This is a genomic window from Bacillus sp. AFS017336 (assembly GCF_002555445.1).
Taxonomy (GTDB): Bacteria; Bacillota; Bacilli; order Bacillales; family Bacillaceae_G; genus Gottfriedia.
The window spans coordinates 15655-30730 of record NZ_NUCO01000034.1; the positions used below are offsets into that span (position 1 = coordinate 15655).

Genomic DNA, 15076 nt, shown 5'->3' on the forward strand with positions numbered 1-15076 from the left:
TTTTTTGTTTCAACTTTTAGTAAGTTTAGTAGAATCAAAAATTATTAAATCAAATTAATAGAATCATATAAGATCATCGTTTTTAAGGAGAATATGAATGGGATACATTATGGACTTAAGAAAAATTGTAGGAAGTCGTCCTCTCATAATGGCTGGCGCAAACGTTATACTATTAGATTCACAAAAAAGAGTACTATTGCAATTAAGACAAGACAATCATACTTGGGGATTACCTGGTGGTACGTTAGAGTTAGGAGAAAATTTAGAAGAAGTTGCTAAAAGAGAATTGAAAGAAGAAACTGGTTTAACAGCATTAAACCTTGAGTTTTTTAACATCTTTTCTGGAAAAGAATTCTACTATAAGTATCCTCATGGAGATGAAGTATACAATGTAATTACGACTTATATATGTACCGAGTACACTGGTGTATTAGAGAAACAAGAAAGCGAAGTAAAAGATTTACGCTTTTTTGATTTTAATAATCTTCCATCTGATATTAGTCCACCTGAACTTCCTATAATAATGTCATTTAAGGAAAGAATGTAAGAGACGATCAGTGGAAATTCCTCTAAAAATACTATTTTGATATGCAGCAAATCACCATATTTTAGGAGTTAAACGATGAGAAAACCGACTAAATATGAAATCGTTTTTTCAATAATCCTTCTCATGTTAGGATTGTATTTAATGTTTACCGAATACAAAGAATGGGCAAATCCTATTATTTTTGGAGTATTAACATTCCAGCAATTGAAAAACTATGTCTTTTTTCGAAAAAGTGATGTTCAAGAATCTAAAAAGAGAGCTAAAACTAGTTTTTATTGTTCGCTAATAATAGGAAGTTCGACTTTAGTCATGATTGTATTAAATCTTAGTAGTTTATTATCTTGATAAGAATAACTTGATATAATCTCTTAACTATGAAATGTTATATGATAATCATTTATAAGGGGTAAGTGTCTGCTAAAAACGGCTTTTTAGTCGTTTTTTTTGTTGCCTGGTACTTTTATAGGCTCTGTTAAAGTAGATTGTTGATTTTATTGTGCAATAAGGCTTTTTTCTATATGAGAAGGTCTTATTTATGCCTAAATGGAAATTATTTATGGACAGTATTATGTTATAGCACAACAATTATCAAAAGAATAAAATTGAGGTAATCTATAATTCTATTTAGGAGTGATGCAAATGAATGAATATATACAGCCGATGATTGATTGGATTGAGGAAAATATAAAAAATAAATTTTCATTAGAAGACTTAGCTAATTATATGGGATATTCCCCTTATTATTGTTCTTTTAAGTTTCATCAGGTAACAGGTATAAGTATTAGACGATACATTCTTTTTAGAAGAGTCTATTTATCTACGAAGGATTTAGCAAATAATAGGAAGATAATTGATATTGCCTTTGAATATAATTATTCCTCGCAAGAAGCCTACAGTAGGGCTTTTAAAACAGTTTTTGGTGTTAGTCCTAGAGAATTTCAACTCAATCAAATGCCAGTTCAATCATTTGCAAAGCTTACTATTCACCAGAGTGAGGATGGTAGCAGAATGAATAAATCTAGAGAAACTGAGGTTGAACAATTAAAAAATAATAATATGGAATTATTTGACCGAGATGTACTAAATATTTTAAACGGTCAATTAATGTATGATGAGTTTAGTAATAAAAAACTTATGGGAGATTCTGATTATGTTCCCTTCAATGAGGCAATGTGTGTAAATGCAACTACGGAATTCATTTTCGATGAGGTATTTATTCAAACAAGAGCATCAGGACATAATGTGTCTGTTGAAAGTTACAGCAACATGGTAATAAAGCCCTTAAATAATCTGGTTAGGAAAAACTATAACTATATTGTTTTATGGTTTGGAGAAGATATGTTTTGTCAAATGAATCTGCTAACGATCCTTGCGTATCTTGAACAATCTAATTATAAAGGTAAAGTATTTTTTAATAGCTTTAGAGAGGATGAATTTAAAGTCAGCCAAACGGAGCTTACTTTAGGTAGCTATTATTCTGTTTATGAAGAAGTGTTGATCAAACATTTGAAGCCAACTACTAAACTAATTCCAGTAATGTACCAGGCAATCGATTTATTTTTAGAAATGCAGACAGAAAATAATGCCGTCACAACATATATTTCAAAAAATAAACATTTACCTACATCCGAATTACTTAAACGATTATTCGAGGTTTTCCCAACAATAGGATATGGGGATACACAATATTTGGAGCTGATTGATAAAACAAAGTGAAGAATTTTACTTAACTTCTCCATAAGCGAATTTTTAATACGACACATAAGTAAAAAAGCCTCGAATATACTTCTTTTATGTTTGTTAACTTAAATTAGTATAGGAGAGAAAATAAATTATGAAGCAAAAGTTAAGCGTCCTAATTTCTGGTGCGAGTATTGCTGGACCGGCACTCGCTCACTGGCTTCACCGTTTTGGTTTTGATGTAACTGTCATTGAACGTGCGCCAGCATTACGATCAGGTGGTTATGGTGTTGATATACGTGGAGCTGCGATTTCGGTACTAAAGCGGATGGGTATTCTTGATCAAGTTCGTACAGCTGATACTCGTATGAAGGGTGTTTATTTCGTGAACGATGAGGGTAAAATCCTAGGTAAATTAAGCGAAGCGAGTTTAGGTAATCAGCAAGGGATGGACATCGAGATTATGAGAGAGGACCTTAGTAGCATTTTGTACGAGTTAACGAAAGATAATGTTGAATATATTTGGGGCGATTCTATTACATCAATACATGAGACAGAAACAGGGGTAGAAGCCCAATTTACTTATAGTCAGCCAAGGACATTCGATTTGATCATTGGAGCGGATGGGATACATTCAAATGTTCGTACCTTGACATTGGGCGTCGAAGAACAGTTTAAACGTACACTTGGCTGTTATATCTCGATTTTTAACCTTGAGAATTACCTTAATCTCGACCATAGCCAGATGTTATTTACGGTACCAGGTAAAACTGTTGGTATGTATAGCTCAAACGATCATGCTCAAGCAAAGGCTATGTTTTTGTTCAAATCAGAATCGCTTAAGTTCGACCGCAATAATCAGGAGGAACAAAAGGAGCTAATTAATAAAGATTTTGAAGAACTTAGTGGTTGGGAAACTTCGAGATTACTTGAAAAATTGAAGGAATCTACAGAATTTTATTTTGATGAAATTTGTCAGATTCATATGCCAACTTGGTCAAAAGGTCGAATTACATTAATAGGTGATGCGGCATATTGTCCGTCTCCTCTTTCGGGTCAAGGCACCAGCCTAGCTCTAGTCGGGGCTTATGTATTAGCAGGGGAACTTAAAGCAGCTCATGGTGATTACAACAAGGCTTTTATCTCCTATGAAAATGAAATGAGAAATTTTGTTGAGAAAAATCAAAAAATAGGACTTTTAACTGCTGGAGGTATGATTGAAAAGTCAAACTTCAAAATATTGTTACGTAATTTAATGTTAAGGTTTCCCATAGTTATGAACATAATGTTTAAGATGATTACGAAAATGATTACTAAAGCTGCCAATGAGATTGAACTGAAAGATTATGAATCTGAAGATTGATGATTATTAAATATATACTTTCTTATTTATTAGCTCTGTTAAAGCAGATTGTTGATTTTCTTGTGCAACTTACTAGTTTAAGAGTTACTAAGGGATGTCAAATTTGACATTCTTTTTTGTTCGAAAAAAAACAGTTAAATTTAAAAGAGCCAACGATTAAAAAATACTGATGCCTAAGAATTTTATTCAGACATCAGTACGTAAACAGTACCATTATTCAATAGTTGGTAAAATTTGATTTCGTTCGAGTAAAATCCATAACTGTTCAGTGATTTCTTCTGCGCTAAATGGCATTGACTGAATGATCCACCACTCTATGACGCCAATTGCTGCAGATGACCAAAACTGAATTAAAAATTCTTTGTTCATATTTTGATTCAATTCATTTAAATTTAATTGTTCTCTCATTCCATCTTTCATCACATTTAATAATTTATTTCTAAAAGTCGGAACTCCATTATTTGTTAACAATGTGTGGTAAAAGAAAGAATTTTTTTCTAAGTATTTAAATGTCCTTAGTAAAGGGTTTTTAGATGGATAAACGCCGGAACCTTCTGGTAAACAAGAAATTAATAATTCATTTATTTCTCTCTCAATACATTGCTCTAATAAATCGTATTTATCTTTGTAATGTAAATAAATGGTCCCTCTATTAACGTCTGCTTTTTCAGCAATTGAGTTTATTGTAATACTCTCAAAATCCTCCTCTGCCATTAAACTAATTAGTGCATCTTCTATCGCTTTTTTAGATTTTCTAATTCTTTTATCCATAAAAAATCTCCCTCAAATATCGTTTCATTTAGAAATAGGTTTAGTCGATTAATTATAATGAACAAAAGTCTAAAAATAAACAAATGTTTTTTATTAAACTTTTCAGAATGTTGAAATATAAAATAGTCAATATTTAAACGCACACTACGCGTAATGTTTGAATTTAAGTGGTAATCTTTTGATGATGTTATATTAAAGGTTTTTAGTAATCGTTTATTTATGAAGTACCAACAAATTTTAGTAATTGCTTTTATTTTTTTCAGAATATAAAAATATTGAGATGCTAAACGTTTGAAGAACAGATTCAAATTATTAGTTTATAAGTAGATCTATTGAGATTTGCAAAGATATTGAGTAATTACTTTCTATTTTTCTCTTAGAAAAGGACATCAATTAAGTTCTTTATTGTGTGCTTTTTTTATTAAAAGAAGTTGATTGCAACGGAGGGGTTCTCGACTCCTATGGGAAATGCGGGAAGGCTGAGACCCCGCAGGCGCACGCCGAGGAGGCTCAGGTCTCGCCCCATGGAAAGCGAGAATCCTGTAGTGGAAATCAATATCATACAGCTTCCTTTACTTTGAAAAATATTACCCCTTAATTGACAAGTTCTTTTTTCAACAGCATGAAATGTTTTTTATTAAACATTTGTTAAACAAATCATTTTAATTTGTTCATTATTAAACAAAACCGAATTTATTATCCATTGATACGGCTATAGACAGTTGTTAAACTTTATAGATAATAGACAAATGTTGAATAACGAACGAATGTCCATTAACAATTCAAAAAATAGTAACGATAGATTCGATAGAATAGGAGTATGATGATGAAAATATTAATATATGGCGCTGGCGTTTTGGGAAGTTATCTTGCACACGCATTAGTTCGCGCAGGGAATGAGGTTACTGTTTTAGCTAGGGGTAGAAGGTATGAGCAACTGAAAAAAGATGGAATTGTTATTCGTCATCATTTCCAACGAAAAAATACCGTTGACTCAGTTAATGTTATTAATAGACTTGAACAAGATGATTATTATGACCTTATATTTGTTGTTATGAAATATAATCAATTCACATCAGTTTTACCGATACTAGCTCAAAATAATAGTAATAATATTATAATTGTCGGAAATAATGCTGATTCAGCTAATATGCAAAACTTCTTAGTGGAAAATAGCGAAGTTAAAAAGAATATTGTGTTTGGGTTCCAACTGAGTGGAGGGAAACGGGAAGAAAGTGGTCGCATTATTTCGGTTCGCGGAGGAGGACAAATGGTGATTGGAAGCCTTGATGGTGACATATCATTTAAATCTACTTTGGAAAATGCTTTTAAGCAATCGAAGTATAAACTAATTTATAATGATAACATTGATGGCTGGCTTAAAAGTCATGTCATTGCAATTGTCGCGATGAACTCAATTCACTACTTGAATAACTTTGACTTTAAAAAAATTTCAAAAAATAAGATAGCATTAACGCAGATGATTTCTGCAATGGATGAGGGTTTTATGATTTTAGAAAAATTAGGTTACAAAATTGACCCTGCATTTCAAGTGAAAGTCGTGCGAAATTATCGGAAAATTGGATACTACGGCATGAAAATTTTTCATAAACTTTCAGTGAATAAATTAATTGAGGGATCTTTTAGTGAGATTGAAGCCGTATATAGAACATTTGATGAGTTACAAAAAGAAGCGAATATTTCAACTCCTGTTTGGGAAGATCTTAAAAAGCGATCACTAGAAAAGTATAGGGATGAGGCAATATAGCCACTGCTTTCAAAAGTGCAAACCACCCGTTTAAATGGGTGGTTTGTTTATTCTAAATGACCGTTTTTTTTTGTCAATTTTAATAAAAATAGTGAACAATGAAATAAATTAAATAGTACCCTTTTTCCGATATTCTTTCACTGTAATTGTAGTTATAAGGGAAATAGCAATAAGTATATACGCGATTCCACCAATCAATCCTAACGATCGAGGAGAAAGATATTGGAGGGCTAAACCAGAAATGAACATAGAGATACCTAAAACAGTGCTTGTGATGGTTGCTAATAGACCAAATATTGTACCCTGATGTTGGAGTTCTATTTCATTCATGAGAAGCGTATCAAAACAAACATTACAAATACCTGACATAAATGCAGCGCCGCAAAACATGAGAAGAGCAAAAACCACGAAATGTGTTCGACTTAATAACAGCTGAAAAATTCCTTCAAGCAATAGACACGCGAAACCTGAAATAAGTAAATGATTTCGTAGACGGTTTGCAACCGAAAAACTTAATATTAGCCCAATGCCTAAAGCACTATAAAAGAGACCAACTCCAAAATCTCCTAGTCGATACTCTGAAATTGCATAAACGCTAATTAATACATTATCAACTCCATTAATAGATGCAATTAAAATCTCACATAGCATTAATATTTGAACCGGCATAGAAATGAAAATAATCTTTTTAAAAGCAGAGAAGACATTTTCTTTTATATGAGACTCAAATTTTTTAATCACATTTTGATCAGGAAATTTAATTGTAGAATTGATAACAGCGGCCCCTAAAAATGATGCTGCATTAAACCAAAATGTCACGCTCGGACCAAAAATAGAAGAGACTAATCCTCCTGAAAGTGCACCAATTACTAAGACAATTCCAATCATAACCTGCTCTAAGCTATTCACTTTTACAAGATTTTCATTGTTAACTAGTTGAGGAATAGCAGATTTTCTAGTCGGAGCATAGATTGCTTCTCCAGCTGCAAGTACAAATGAACTAAAATAAACAATCCAAATATCATTTTTACCGTGAACTAATAAGAAGGAGAGTGCAAACAAGATTCTTATCAGGTCAGTAGTTATTAAAATTGTTTTTCTAGAAAATTGATCAGCGAGTCTTCCTCCGATTGGACCAAACAATAAAAAAGGTATCAAACGAATTGCTAATGTCATACCTACAGCAAGTCCTGAACCTGATATTTGTAAGAGCATTGCCAACACAGCAACAGAACTAAAACGGTCACCAATCCCATTCACAATTCCTGCTAAAAATAATTTAAAATATTGTTTTTCTTGTTTAATAAATGAAGTCTCCATTTTTAAAGATCCCCTTTGTTATTGTTAATGATTTTATTTCTATCTAATTTGATATGTATCTAATTTGGTGGGCAAAAAAATAATAGAGTCAAGAGGGCAATATATAAAACTAACTAATTAAACATCTATCTAATTAGATAATAATCGAATTTGTTTTAAAGTTCAATGATATAATCAAATGATCCTTCATTATTAGGAAAAATGTATGGGAAAATACATTTTAGTATAATAGATTCAAAAATTAAAAATTTGTAATGTAAACCCTTCCAAAAAAATTATTATTCAAAAGGGATTGACAACTTATACCAAATTCATTAAGATGAATAAAAATAAAACTTAAAAAGGAGACATGAACATGTTTTTTGCACGCACGAATAATGGGCTACAACATCATCATCCACCCAGGGTTTGAATCTATGGACAAAAATTGACCATAGATGCAAGCCCTATTCGTGTATCGAAGAAGGTGCTTGTGTCGTGCCAGAAGGCCATACAGGCATTAACCTGTATGGCCTTTTTATTTTTCTAGAAGGGAGTTATTTCGATTGGATCAGAAATTAAAGCAGTCCTTAATTAATTATCGATATAAAAGAAAAATGGAAGATTATGCACTAGAGCGGGGATATATCCCGTTTCATCCACAGCTATTTGAAGAGTATGATTCATTTTCTAGTCGAAACCCAAGATTAGCAAAAGAAGACTTAGTTGTCGTTTTAACTCGCCTGCAACAAATTTTATTGTTAAGGCCTGATATAACTAGTACATTGATGAAAGAAATTTATCCGATTGCACAAAAAGATGAGAAGTGCAAAGTATTTTATCAATCAACAATTTATCGAAATAATGGTGTAGAAATTGATGAAATTAAGCAGTTCGGTATTGAAAATTTAGGTCAAATTACAGAAGCATCAGAAATTGAAGTAGTTATTATGGCAATTGATTTACTAAGTAATGTTCCATTTATTTTAGAAATTGGCCATACAGGTTTTATTGAAGGATTATTTAAAGAATGTAACTTTACAAAATCTCAAAAAACAAAATTGAAAAAGCTAATTTATTTAAAAAACATAGATGAGTTAGAACGATTTATTCAGTCAATCGATCTTCCGTCACAAGCTAGAAATGTTTTCAAACAATTATTTAGTTTGCAAGGTAAGGGAGAAAAACTTCATTCAGTACTGAGAAGCTTAATCTTGAACGAAGAAATGGAAATTGCTGTTGAAAAGTTAATCAAGTTTCAAGATATTAGCCCAAATATACTGATTGATTTATCAATCGTAAATGAATTTGATTATTATGACGGCATTGTTTTTAAAGGATATTATGATCAGCTAAATAAAGAGGTTTTAAGTGGTGGGCGCTATCTTCTAGTGTCTGAAGATTCGGAAAACGAAATTGATGCAATTGGCTTTTCGATTAATACTAACGCTTGGATAACATGTCAAATGAGGGATGAACAATGAGTTGGCTAACCGTTGCAGTTGCAAAAGGAAGACTTGAAGATGAGGTTATAAATATATTAAATCAAGCAGGGTTTCAAAAAGTGATTGATTCTAAAACTAGAAAGCTAATATTTGAAGACGAATTACATAAAATTAAATATTTAGTAGTTAAACCAGTAGATGTTGCTACTTATGTAGAACGAGGAGTTTGTGATCTTGGTTTTGTTGGAAAGGATATTTTGCTAGAACAAGAGAAGGATGTATATGAACTAATGGATTTAGAACTTGGAAAATGCGTCTTTGCAGCAGCTGGTTTTCCAGGAACACTACTCGATCGAGGTGAAGAAACTTTAAGAATCGCAACAAAGTATCCAAATATTACTTCAAAATATTTTCAGTTTAGGCAAAATATAGAATTAATTTACTTAAATGGGTCAGTTGAATTAGCACCCATTGTAGGAATGTCAGATATCATAGTTGATTTAGTTGAAACTGGGAGTACTTTAAAAGCGAATGGATTAGTGATCTTAGAAGAAATGATTCCGATTAGTGCTAGAGTCATTTCAAATCGTGTAAGTTACAGATTTAACCACTTACGAATTACCGAGTTTCTCGAAAAAATAAAGAAGGGAAAGAATGTATATGCTGGAAATATTATCGATTAATCAAAAAAGCGATAAACTTGAAAGTATTATAAACCGAACTAATTTACCTACTGTTGAGACTACGAAAAGCGTAGAAAAAATTTTATTAAATGTGAAAGAAAATGGTGATGAAGCTGTACGTCAATATTCTTTAATTTACGACGAAGTCAAACTAAAAGACTTTGAAGTAAGTGAAGAAGAATTTAATGAAGCGTTAGAACAAACTGATGAAAAACTAGTTACTGCATTAGCTGAAGCTAAGAAGAACATAGAAAGATACCATGAAAAACAACTTCAAGATGGCTATAAAATAAACGATAAAAATTCATATGTACAACAATTAATTCATCCAATTGAAAGAGTTGGCGTGTACATTCCAGCAGGTAAAGCGGCATATCCTTCTACTGTTTTAATGAATGTAATTCCCGCAAAAATAGCAGGGGTAAAAGAGATTGTCATTATAACTCCTCCAAATAAAGAAGGGAAAATCAAGCCTTCAATTCTAGTAGCTGCGAAATTAGCTGGTGTTTCAAAAGTCTATAAAGTTGGTGGAGCACAAGCAATTGGTGCACTAGCATATGGAACGGAAACAATTGAAAAGGTAGACAAAATAGTTGGTCCTGGAAATCTTTATGTTGCACTTGCTAAGAAAAGTGTTTCAGGAATAGTTGGAATTGATATGGTCGCAGGTCCAACAGAAGTTGTTATTTTAGCAGATGAAACAGCTAATCCAAGATTTATTGCTGCCGATTTAATGGCGCAAGCAGAGCATGATGAAATGGCATCTAGTATTGTCATTACAAATTCAGAAGAGTTTGCTCTAAAAATTCAGCAACAAATACCAAATTTATTAGAAGAACAACCAAGAAAAGAAATTATTAAAAGTTCATTCGAACAGTATGGAGCAATACTAGTTGTTAAAACAATTGAAGAAGGAATTGAGCTAGTTAATAAGTTAGCTCCTGAACATCTTGAAATCATGATCAAAAACCCGGAATCAATCGTTCATCATATTAAAAACGCTGGTGCTATTTTTTTAGGTGACTACACGCCTGAGCCAGTTGGCGATTATTTTGCTGGTACGAATCATACTTTACCAACAAGTGGAACTGCAAGATTTACATCACCTTTAAATGTAAATGATTTTCAAAAGAAAACATCGGTCGTTTATTACAATAAGAAAGCTTTAAATGAAGCAAGAAAACATATTGAAGTGATAGCAGAAGAAGAAGGTCTTTTTGGACATGGTAAAGCAATTAGTATCCGATTTGAGGAGGATTCAAAGTGAGAACTGCAATAATTTCAAGACAAACAAAAGAAACAAAAATTAGTTTAACATTAAACTTAGATGGTGATGGGGAAAGTAATATTCAGACTGGCATTGGATTTTTAGACCATATGCTAACTTTATTTTCATTCCATAGCGGAATCGATTTAGATGTATTTTGTGAAGGTGATCTGGAAGTTGATGATCATCACACAACAGAAGATGTTGGAATTGCTTTAGGTAAGGCATTGGTAGATGCATTAGGAGAAAAAATTGGCATTAATCGTTACGGCTCTTGCTATATTCCAATGGATGAGACATTAGCAAGAGTAGTAGTCGATTTTAGTAATAGACCATATCTTGTTTATAATGATCGAACAGTAAGAGAGCGAATTGGAATGATTGATACTCAAAACTTCAAAGAATTTTTTAAGGCACTGAGCTCTGAAGCTAGAATGAATTGCCATATGGAAGTTTTATATGGGGAAAATGATCATCACAAAATTGAAGCTTTATTTAAAGCGTTCGGTAGAGCAGTTAAACAAGCGGTAGAAGTGACCTCGTCTAAGTTACCTTCCACGAAAGGAATGTTATAAGTGAATATTATTATTGATTATGGTGTAGGTAATTTGGACTCTTTAAAAAGAGCGTGTGAAGAAATTGGTTTTCCAGTAATGATCAGTAATGAAATTGAAGTGATAAAGCAAGCATCATCTATCATTCTTCCAGGGGTTGGCGCATATGAAGCGGCGATGATTGAATTAGAACGTCTTAGTCTAATAGAGATAATAAAGTCTAAAGCAAAAAGTGGTACGCCGATTTTAGGGATTTGCTTAGGAATGCAATTACTATATGAATTTAGTGAAGAAAACTTAGGAACGAATGGTCTTGGCCTAATTCAAGGCCAAGTCAAACAAATTCCGGATATTGTAAAAGTGCCCCATATGGGTTGGAATAAATTAAATTTTACGAAAGAAGAATCATTTGTTAAGTATGTAAATGAAGGTGAGTATGTCTATTTTGTACACTCATTTTATGTTAGTTCTTCAAATAATGAACTGCTAGCTTACTCTGAATATGGGGTCAAAATACCAGCAATCATTAAATCCGGTAATATTTACGGTATGCAATTTCATCCTGAAAAAAGCGCAGAAACAGGTCTTAATCTATTAAAAGCATTTAAGGAGTTGTGTTTATATGATTCTATATCCAGCAATTGATTTAAAGGATGGTAATTGTGTTCGCCTTGAGCAAGGAGATTTTAATAAACAAGTAATCTATCAAAATTCACCTTTAGAGGTTGCGTTAGAATTTGAAAAGTTTGGCGCAAAAGTATTACATATAGTTGATTTAGATGGAGCAAGAACTGGTGAACGAAAAAATGCTTCAATTATAAAAGAAATCGTTCAAAATACGAAGTTGAAAATTCAGATTGGTGGAGGAATCAGATCGCTTGAATCAATTTCGTTCTGGTTAGAACTAGGAGTTGAACGTGTTATTTTAGGAACAGCTGCGATGAAAGATAGACAGCTATTAGAACAAGCTATCTCTACATACGGAGATCGAATCATTGTAGGCGTAGATGCAAAAAATAGTTATGTCGCAATAAATGGTTGGGAAGAGTCTACTAATCAAGACAGCTTTGAATTTTGCAAGCAGTTAGAACTACTAGGTGTGAAAACAGTCGTATACACTGACATATCAAAGGATGGCATGTTAAGTGGACCAAATATTGAAGCATATAAAAGATTAGCTGAAGAAACGAATTTAAACATAATTGCTTCAGGTGGAGTAAGTACGTTAAATGATCTTGAAACACTTAGTCAATTAAATATTTATGGTGCGATCTCTGGTAAAGCATTGTATGAAGGAAAATTTACTGTAGAGGAGGCACTTAAATGCTTGCAAGAAGAATTATACCGTGCTTAGATGTTCGAAATGGACGTGTCGTAAAAGGAAAACAATTTTCAAGCATTCAAGATGTTGATTCACCTACTAAACTTGGAAAATATTATAGTGAAAATGGTGCTGATGAATTAGTATTTTATGATATTACAGCATCAAATGAAGAAAGAGATATATCATTGCAATTTGTTTCAGAGGTAGCAAAAGAATTACGCATTCCTTTTAGCGTTGGTGGTGGGGTTCGCTCAATAGAGGATTTTACTAAACTTTTAAGAAATGGTGCAGATAAAGTATCCGTTAATTCTGCTGCAATCGTAAATCCGAATTTAATCAAAGAAGCTTCAGAACGCTTTGGTTCACAATGTGTTGTCCTTTCAATTGATGCAAAGTTAAATAGTGATGGTCAATATAAAGTGTTTATAAATGGCGGGCGCAAAGAAACAGAGTGGGACGCGATTGAATGGGCTAAGAAGGGTGTAGAACTCGGAGCGGGTGAAATTGTTCTAAATAGTATTGATGAAGATGGTATGAAAAGAGGATTTGATATCGGATTGCTTCAAAAAGTGACAAATGCAGTGAATGTACCCGTGATCGCATCTGGAGGAGCGGGTAAATTAGAACATTTTTACGACGCGATTGAATACGCAAATGTGGATGGTGTATTAGCTGCCTCAGTCTTCCATTTTGGAGAAATCGAAATTAACGACTTGAAAAATTATTTAAATGAAAAAAATATTCCAGTTCGACTATAGGAGGAGCAAACATGTTTGATATAGAAAAGATTCGATTTAATGAACAAGGATTAGTACCAGCAATCGTTCAAGATGTAGATACAAAGGAAGTATTAATGCTAGCGTATATGAATTATGAATCAATTAATCTCACAATTGAAACAGGATTTGCAACCTTTTATAGTAGGAGTCGCCAAGAAATATGGAAAAAAGGTGAAACGTCAGGGAACTTACAATATGTAAAATCAGTATCGTATGACTGCGACCAAGATTCAATTTTACTGCAAGTTGAGCAAGTAGGCGTTGCATGCCACACAGGAAACTATAGTTGTTTTTCAGAAAAATTATCATTAAATGAAGAGAATGATGTAAAAAATGAAGTGCCATCTTATTTACCAAATCTCTATGAAACAATTCTTGATCGAAAAAAGAATCCAATTGAAGGATCTTACACTACATATTTATTTAATCAAGGAATTGATAAGATATTGAAAAAAATAGGTGAAGAAACAAGTGAAGTGATCATCGGAGCTAAAAATGAGGGAACAGAGGAATTAATTTATGAGATTAGTGATCTTGTCTATCACACAATGGTCTTAATGGTAGAAAAGGGAATAAAACTTGAAGAAATAAACAATAGTTTAATCAACAGAAAGGAGAAAGTAAAATCTTGAAGATTGATGGACACACTCATACACAATATTGTCCACACGGAAGTGGAGACGATGTACAATTAATGATTGAGAAAGCTATTGAACTTGGTTTCGATGAATACCATATCACCGAGCATACTCCAATACCGTCATCATTTCAAAATGTTTTAAAGCCAGATGAAGCAGTTGCATCACTTTCAATGTCTGAAAATGATGTAGACGATTATATTAAGGAAATGAATAAAGTAAGAGATCAATACAAAGATCGAATTCGAATCAAAATCGGCTTTGAATACGATTATTTACCTAGCGAATCGGTATGGTTTAAACAATTTTTAAAAGAATACGGTAAATATTGTGATACGGGTCTATTATCTGTTCATTATTTGGAAGGGAAAGATGGTTGGCATTGTATAGATTATAAAGCTGAAGACACACTGAGTGGCTTAGTAAATTACTATGGTAGTGTAGAAGCGTTTCAACTTGCTTACTACGATACTGTGAAACAATCGATTTTAGATGATTTAGGCCCACTTAAACCAACACGAATCGGACATATGACTTTATGTAATAAGTTTATGCAATTTTTAAAGTGTGAAGATACCGAAAAAATAATAAATAAACAAATTGAAGTATTAAAACTAGTAAAAGAAAAAAACTATATTTTAGACTATAATACAGCGGGACTATTTAAAGAATATTGTGGTGAAACCTATCCACCAAAACACGTAGTTGAAATTGCAAATTCATTAAATATCTCATTTATGTATGGTTCGGATTCTCATAGTGTAAAAGATATTGGAAGAGGATATGAGGTTTATTCTTCAACTATTAAATGATCTTGTTCTGACGATAAATTGATGAATTTATCGTCTTTTTTATATTTGTAGAAGTGTTTTTTTTTGAAAAACCATGAAATTCCCCCAAATTACAAGTAATAATCGTTGAAGTATAATTAAGTAAGAGTTAGAAACTATTTATATTA

The 15076-nt window shown here is 32.4% G+C and carries 16 protein-coding genes; 14 read left to right on the plus strand and 2 right to left on the minus strand.

The annotated features are described in order from the left end of the window. Positions 1 to 97 precede the first annotated feature (97 nt). The 4 genes from CN601_RS19250 to CN601_RS19265 all read left to right on the plus strand — a co-directional run bounded on the left by CN601_RS19250 (position 98) and on the right by CN601_RS19265 (position 3590). Positions 98 to 547, plus strand: a complete 450-nt coding sequence (locus CN601_RS19250; protein WP_098172006.1) for an NUDIX hydrolase — start codon at positions 98 to 100, stop codon at positions 545 to 547. A 75-nt stretch (positions 548 to 622) separates the two neighbouring features. Continuing rightward, on the plus strand, positions 623 to 892 hold the full coding sequence (locus CN601_RS19255; RefSeq protein ID WP_098172007.1) for a hypothetical protein: 270 nt from the start codon (positions 623 to 625) through the stop codon (positions 890 to 892). 294 nt (positions 893 to 1186) lie between these two features. Then, positions 1187 to 2263: a helix-turn-helix domain-containing protein gene (locus tag CN601_RS19260; RefSeq protein ID WP_098172008.1), complete on the plus strand. Its 1077-nt coding sequence runs from the start codon at positions 1187 to 1189 to the stop codon at positions 2261 to 2263. A 118-nt stretch (positions 2264 to 2381) separates the two neighbouring features. Then, a complete protein-coding gene (locus tag CN601_RS19265) occupies positions 2382 to 3590 on the plus strand; it encodes an FAD-dependent monooxygenase (protein ID WP_098172009.1) in 1209 nt (402 codons plus the stop codon). 213 nt (positions 3591 to 3803) lie between these two features. On the opposite strand, the gene CN601_RS19270 is transcribed toward CN601_RS19265, so the two are convergent. After that, complete coding sequence (locus tag CN601_RS19270) at positions 3804 to 4361, minus strand: TetR/AcrR family transcriptional regulator (protein ID WP_098117413.1); 558 nt, start codon at positions 4359 to 4361, stop codon at positions 3804 to 3806. A gap of 826 nt (positions 4362 to 5187) precedes the next feature. On the opposite strand from CN601_RS19270, the gene CN601_RS19275 reads away from it, so the two are divergent. Next, positions 5188 to 6129 carry a ketopantoate reductase family protein gene (locus CN601_RS19275; RefSeq protein WP_098172010.1) on the plus strand — a complete coding sequence of 314 codons (942 nt, stop codon included), beginning with the start codon at positions 5188 to 5190 and terminating at the stop codon, positions 6127 to 6129. Positions 6130 to 6237: 108 nt separating this feature from the next. Here CN601_RS19275 and CN601_RS19280 read toward each other — a convergent pair whose 3' ends face one another. After that, positions 6238 to 7449, minus strand: coding sequence for an MFS transporter (locus CN601_RS19280; protein WP_098172011.1), 1212 nt, complete (start codon positions 7447 to 7449; stop codon positions 6238 to 6240). 545 nt (positions 7450 to 7994) lie between these two features. On the opposite strand from CN601_RS19280, the gene CN601_RS19285 reads away from it, so the two are divergent. Genes CN601_RS19285 through hisJ form a run of 9 tightly spaced genes read left to right on the plus strand, consistent with a single transcriptional unit; the run spans position 7995 to position 14930 of the window. Continuing rightward, a complete protein-coding gene (locus tag CN601_RS19285; RefSeq protein WP_098172012.1) occupies positions 7995 to 8912 on the plus strand; it encodes an ATP phosphoribosyltransferase regulatory subunit in 918 nt (305 codons plus the stop codon). After that, positions 8909 to 9556 (plus strand): ATP phosphoribosyltransferase, encoded by a 648-nt coding sequence (gene hisG, locus CN601_RS19290; protein ID WP_098172013.1) that lies wholly within the window; start codon positions 8909 to 8911, stop codon positions 9554 to 9556. Before CN601_RS19285 ends, hisG begins: the two co-directional genes overlap by 4 nt. Continuing rightward, positions 9537 to 10823: a histidinol dehydrogenase gene (gene hisD / locus CN601_RS19295; RefSeq protein ID WP_373604992.1), complete on the plus strand. Its 1287-nt coding sequence runs from the start codon at positions 9537 to 9539 to the stop codon at positions 10821 to 10823. Before hisG ends, hisD begins: the two co-directional genes overlap by 20 nt. Beyond that, positions 10820 to 11398 (plus strand): imidazoleglycerol-phosphate dehydratase HisB, encoded by a 579-nt coding sequence (gene hisB, locus CN601_RS19300; RefSeq protein ID WP_098172014.1) that lies wholly within the window; start codon positions 10820 to 10822, stop codon positions 11396 to 11398. Before hisD ends, hisB begins: the two co-directional genes overlap by 4 nt. Next, the gene (hisH, locus tag CN601_RS19305; RefSeq protein ID WP_098172015.1) at positions 11399 to 12022 is read left to right on the plus strand and encodes an imidazole glycerol phosphate synthase subunit HisH; all 624 of its coding nucleotides are present in this window, start codon (positions 11399 to 11401) and stop codon (positions 12020 to 12022) included. Beyond that, positions 12000 to 12731, plus strand: a complete 732-nt coding sequence (gene hisA, locus CN601_RS19310; RefSeq protein ID WP_098172016.1) for a 1-(5-phosphoribosyl)-5-[(5-phosphoribosylamino)methylideneamino]imidazole-4-carboxamide isomerase — start codon at positions 12000 to 12002, stop codon at positions 12729 to 12731. Before hisH ends, hisA begins: the two co-directional genes overlap by 23 nt. After that, positions 12701 to 13459, plus strand: coding sequence for an imidazole glycerol phosphate synthase subunit HisF (hisF, locus tag CN601_RS19315; protein WP_098117405.1), 759 nt, complete (start codon positions 12701 to 12703; stop codon positions 13457 to 13459). Before hisA ends, hisF begins: the two co-directional genes overlap by 31 nt. A gap of 11 nt (positions 13460 to 13470) precedes the next feature. Continuing rightward, positions 13471 to 14112 carry a bifunctional phosphoribosyl-AMP cyclohydrolase/phosphoribosyl-ATP diphosphatase HisIE gene (gene hisIE / locus CN601_RS19320; RefSeq protein WP_098172017.1) on the plus strand — a complete coding sequence of 214 codons (642 nt, stop codon included), beginning with the start codon at positions 13471 to 13473 and terminating at the stop codon, positions 14110 to 14112. Next, positions 14109 to 14930, plus strand: a complete 822-nt coding sequence (gene hisJ, locus CN601_RS19325; protein WP_098172018.1) for a histidinol-phosphatase HisJ — start codon at positions 14109 to 14111, stop codon at positions 14928 to 14930. The genes hisIE and hisJ overlap by 4 nt, the downstream gene beginning before the upstream one ends. The last annotated feature ends 146 nt before the right edge of the window (positions 14931 to 15076 follow it).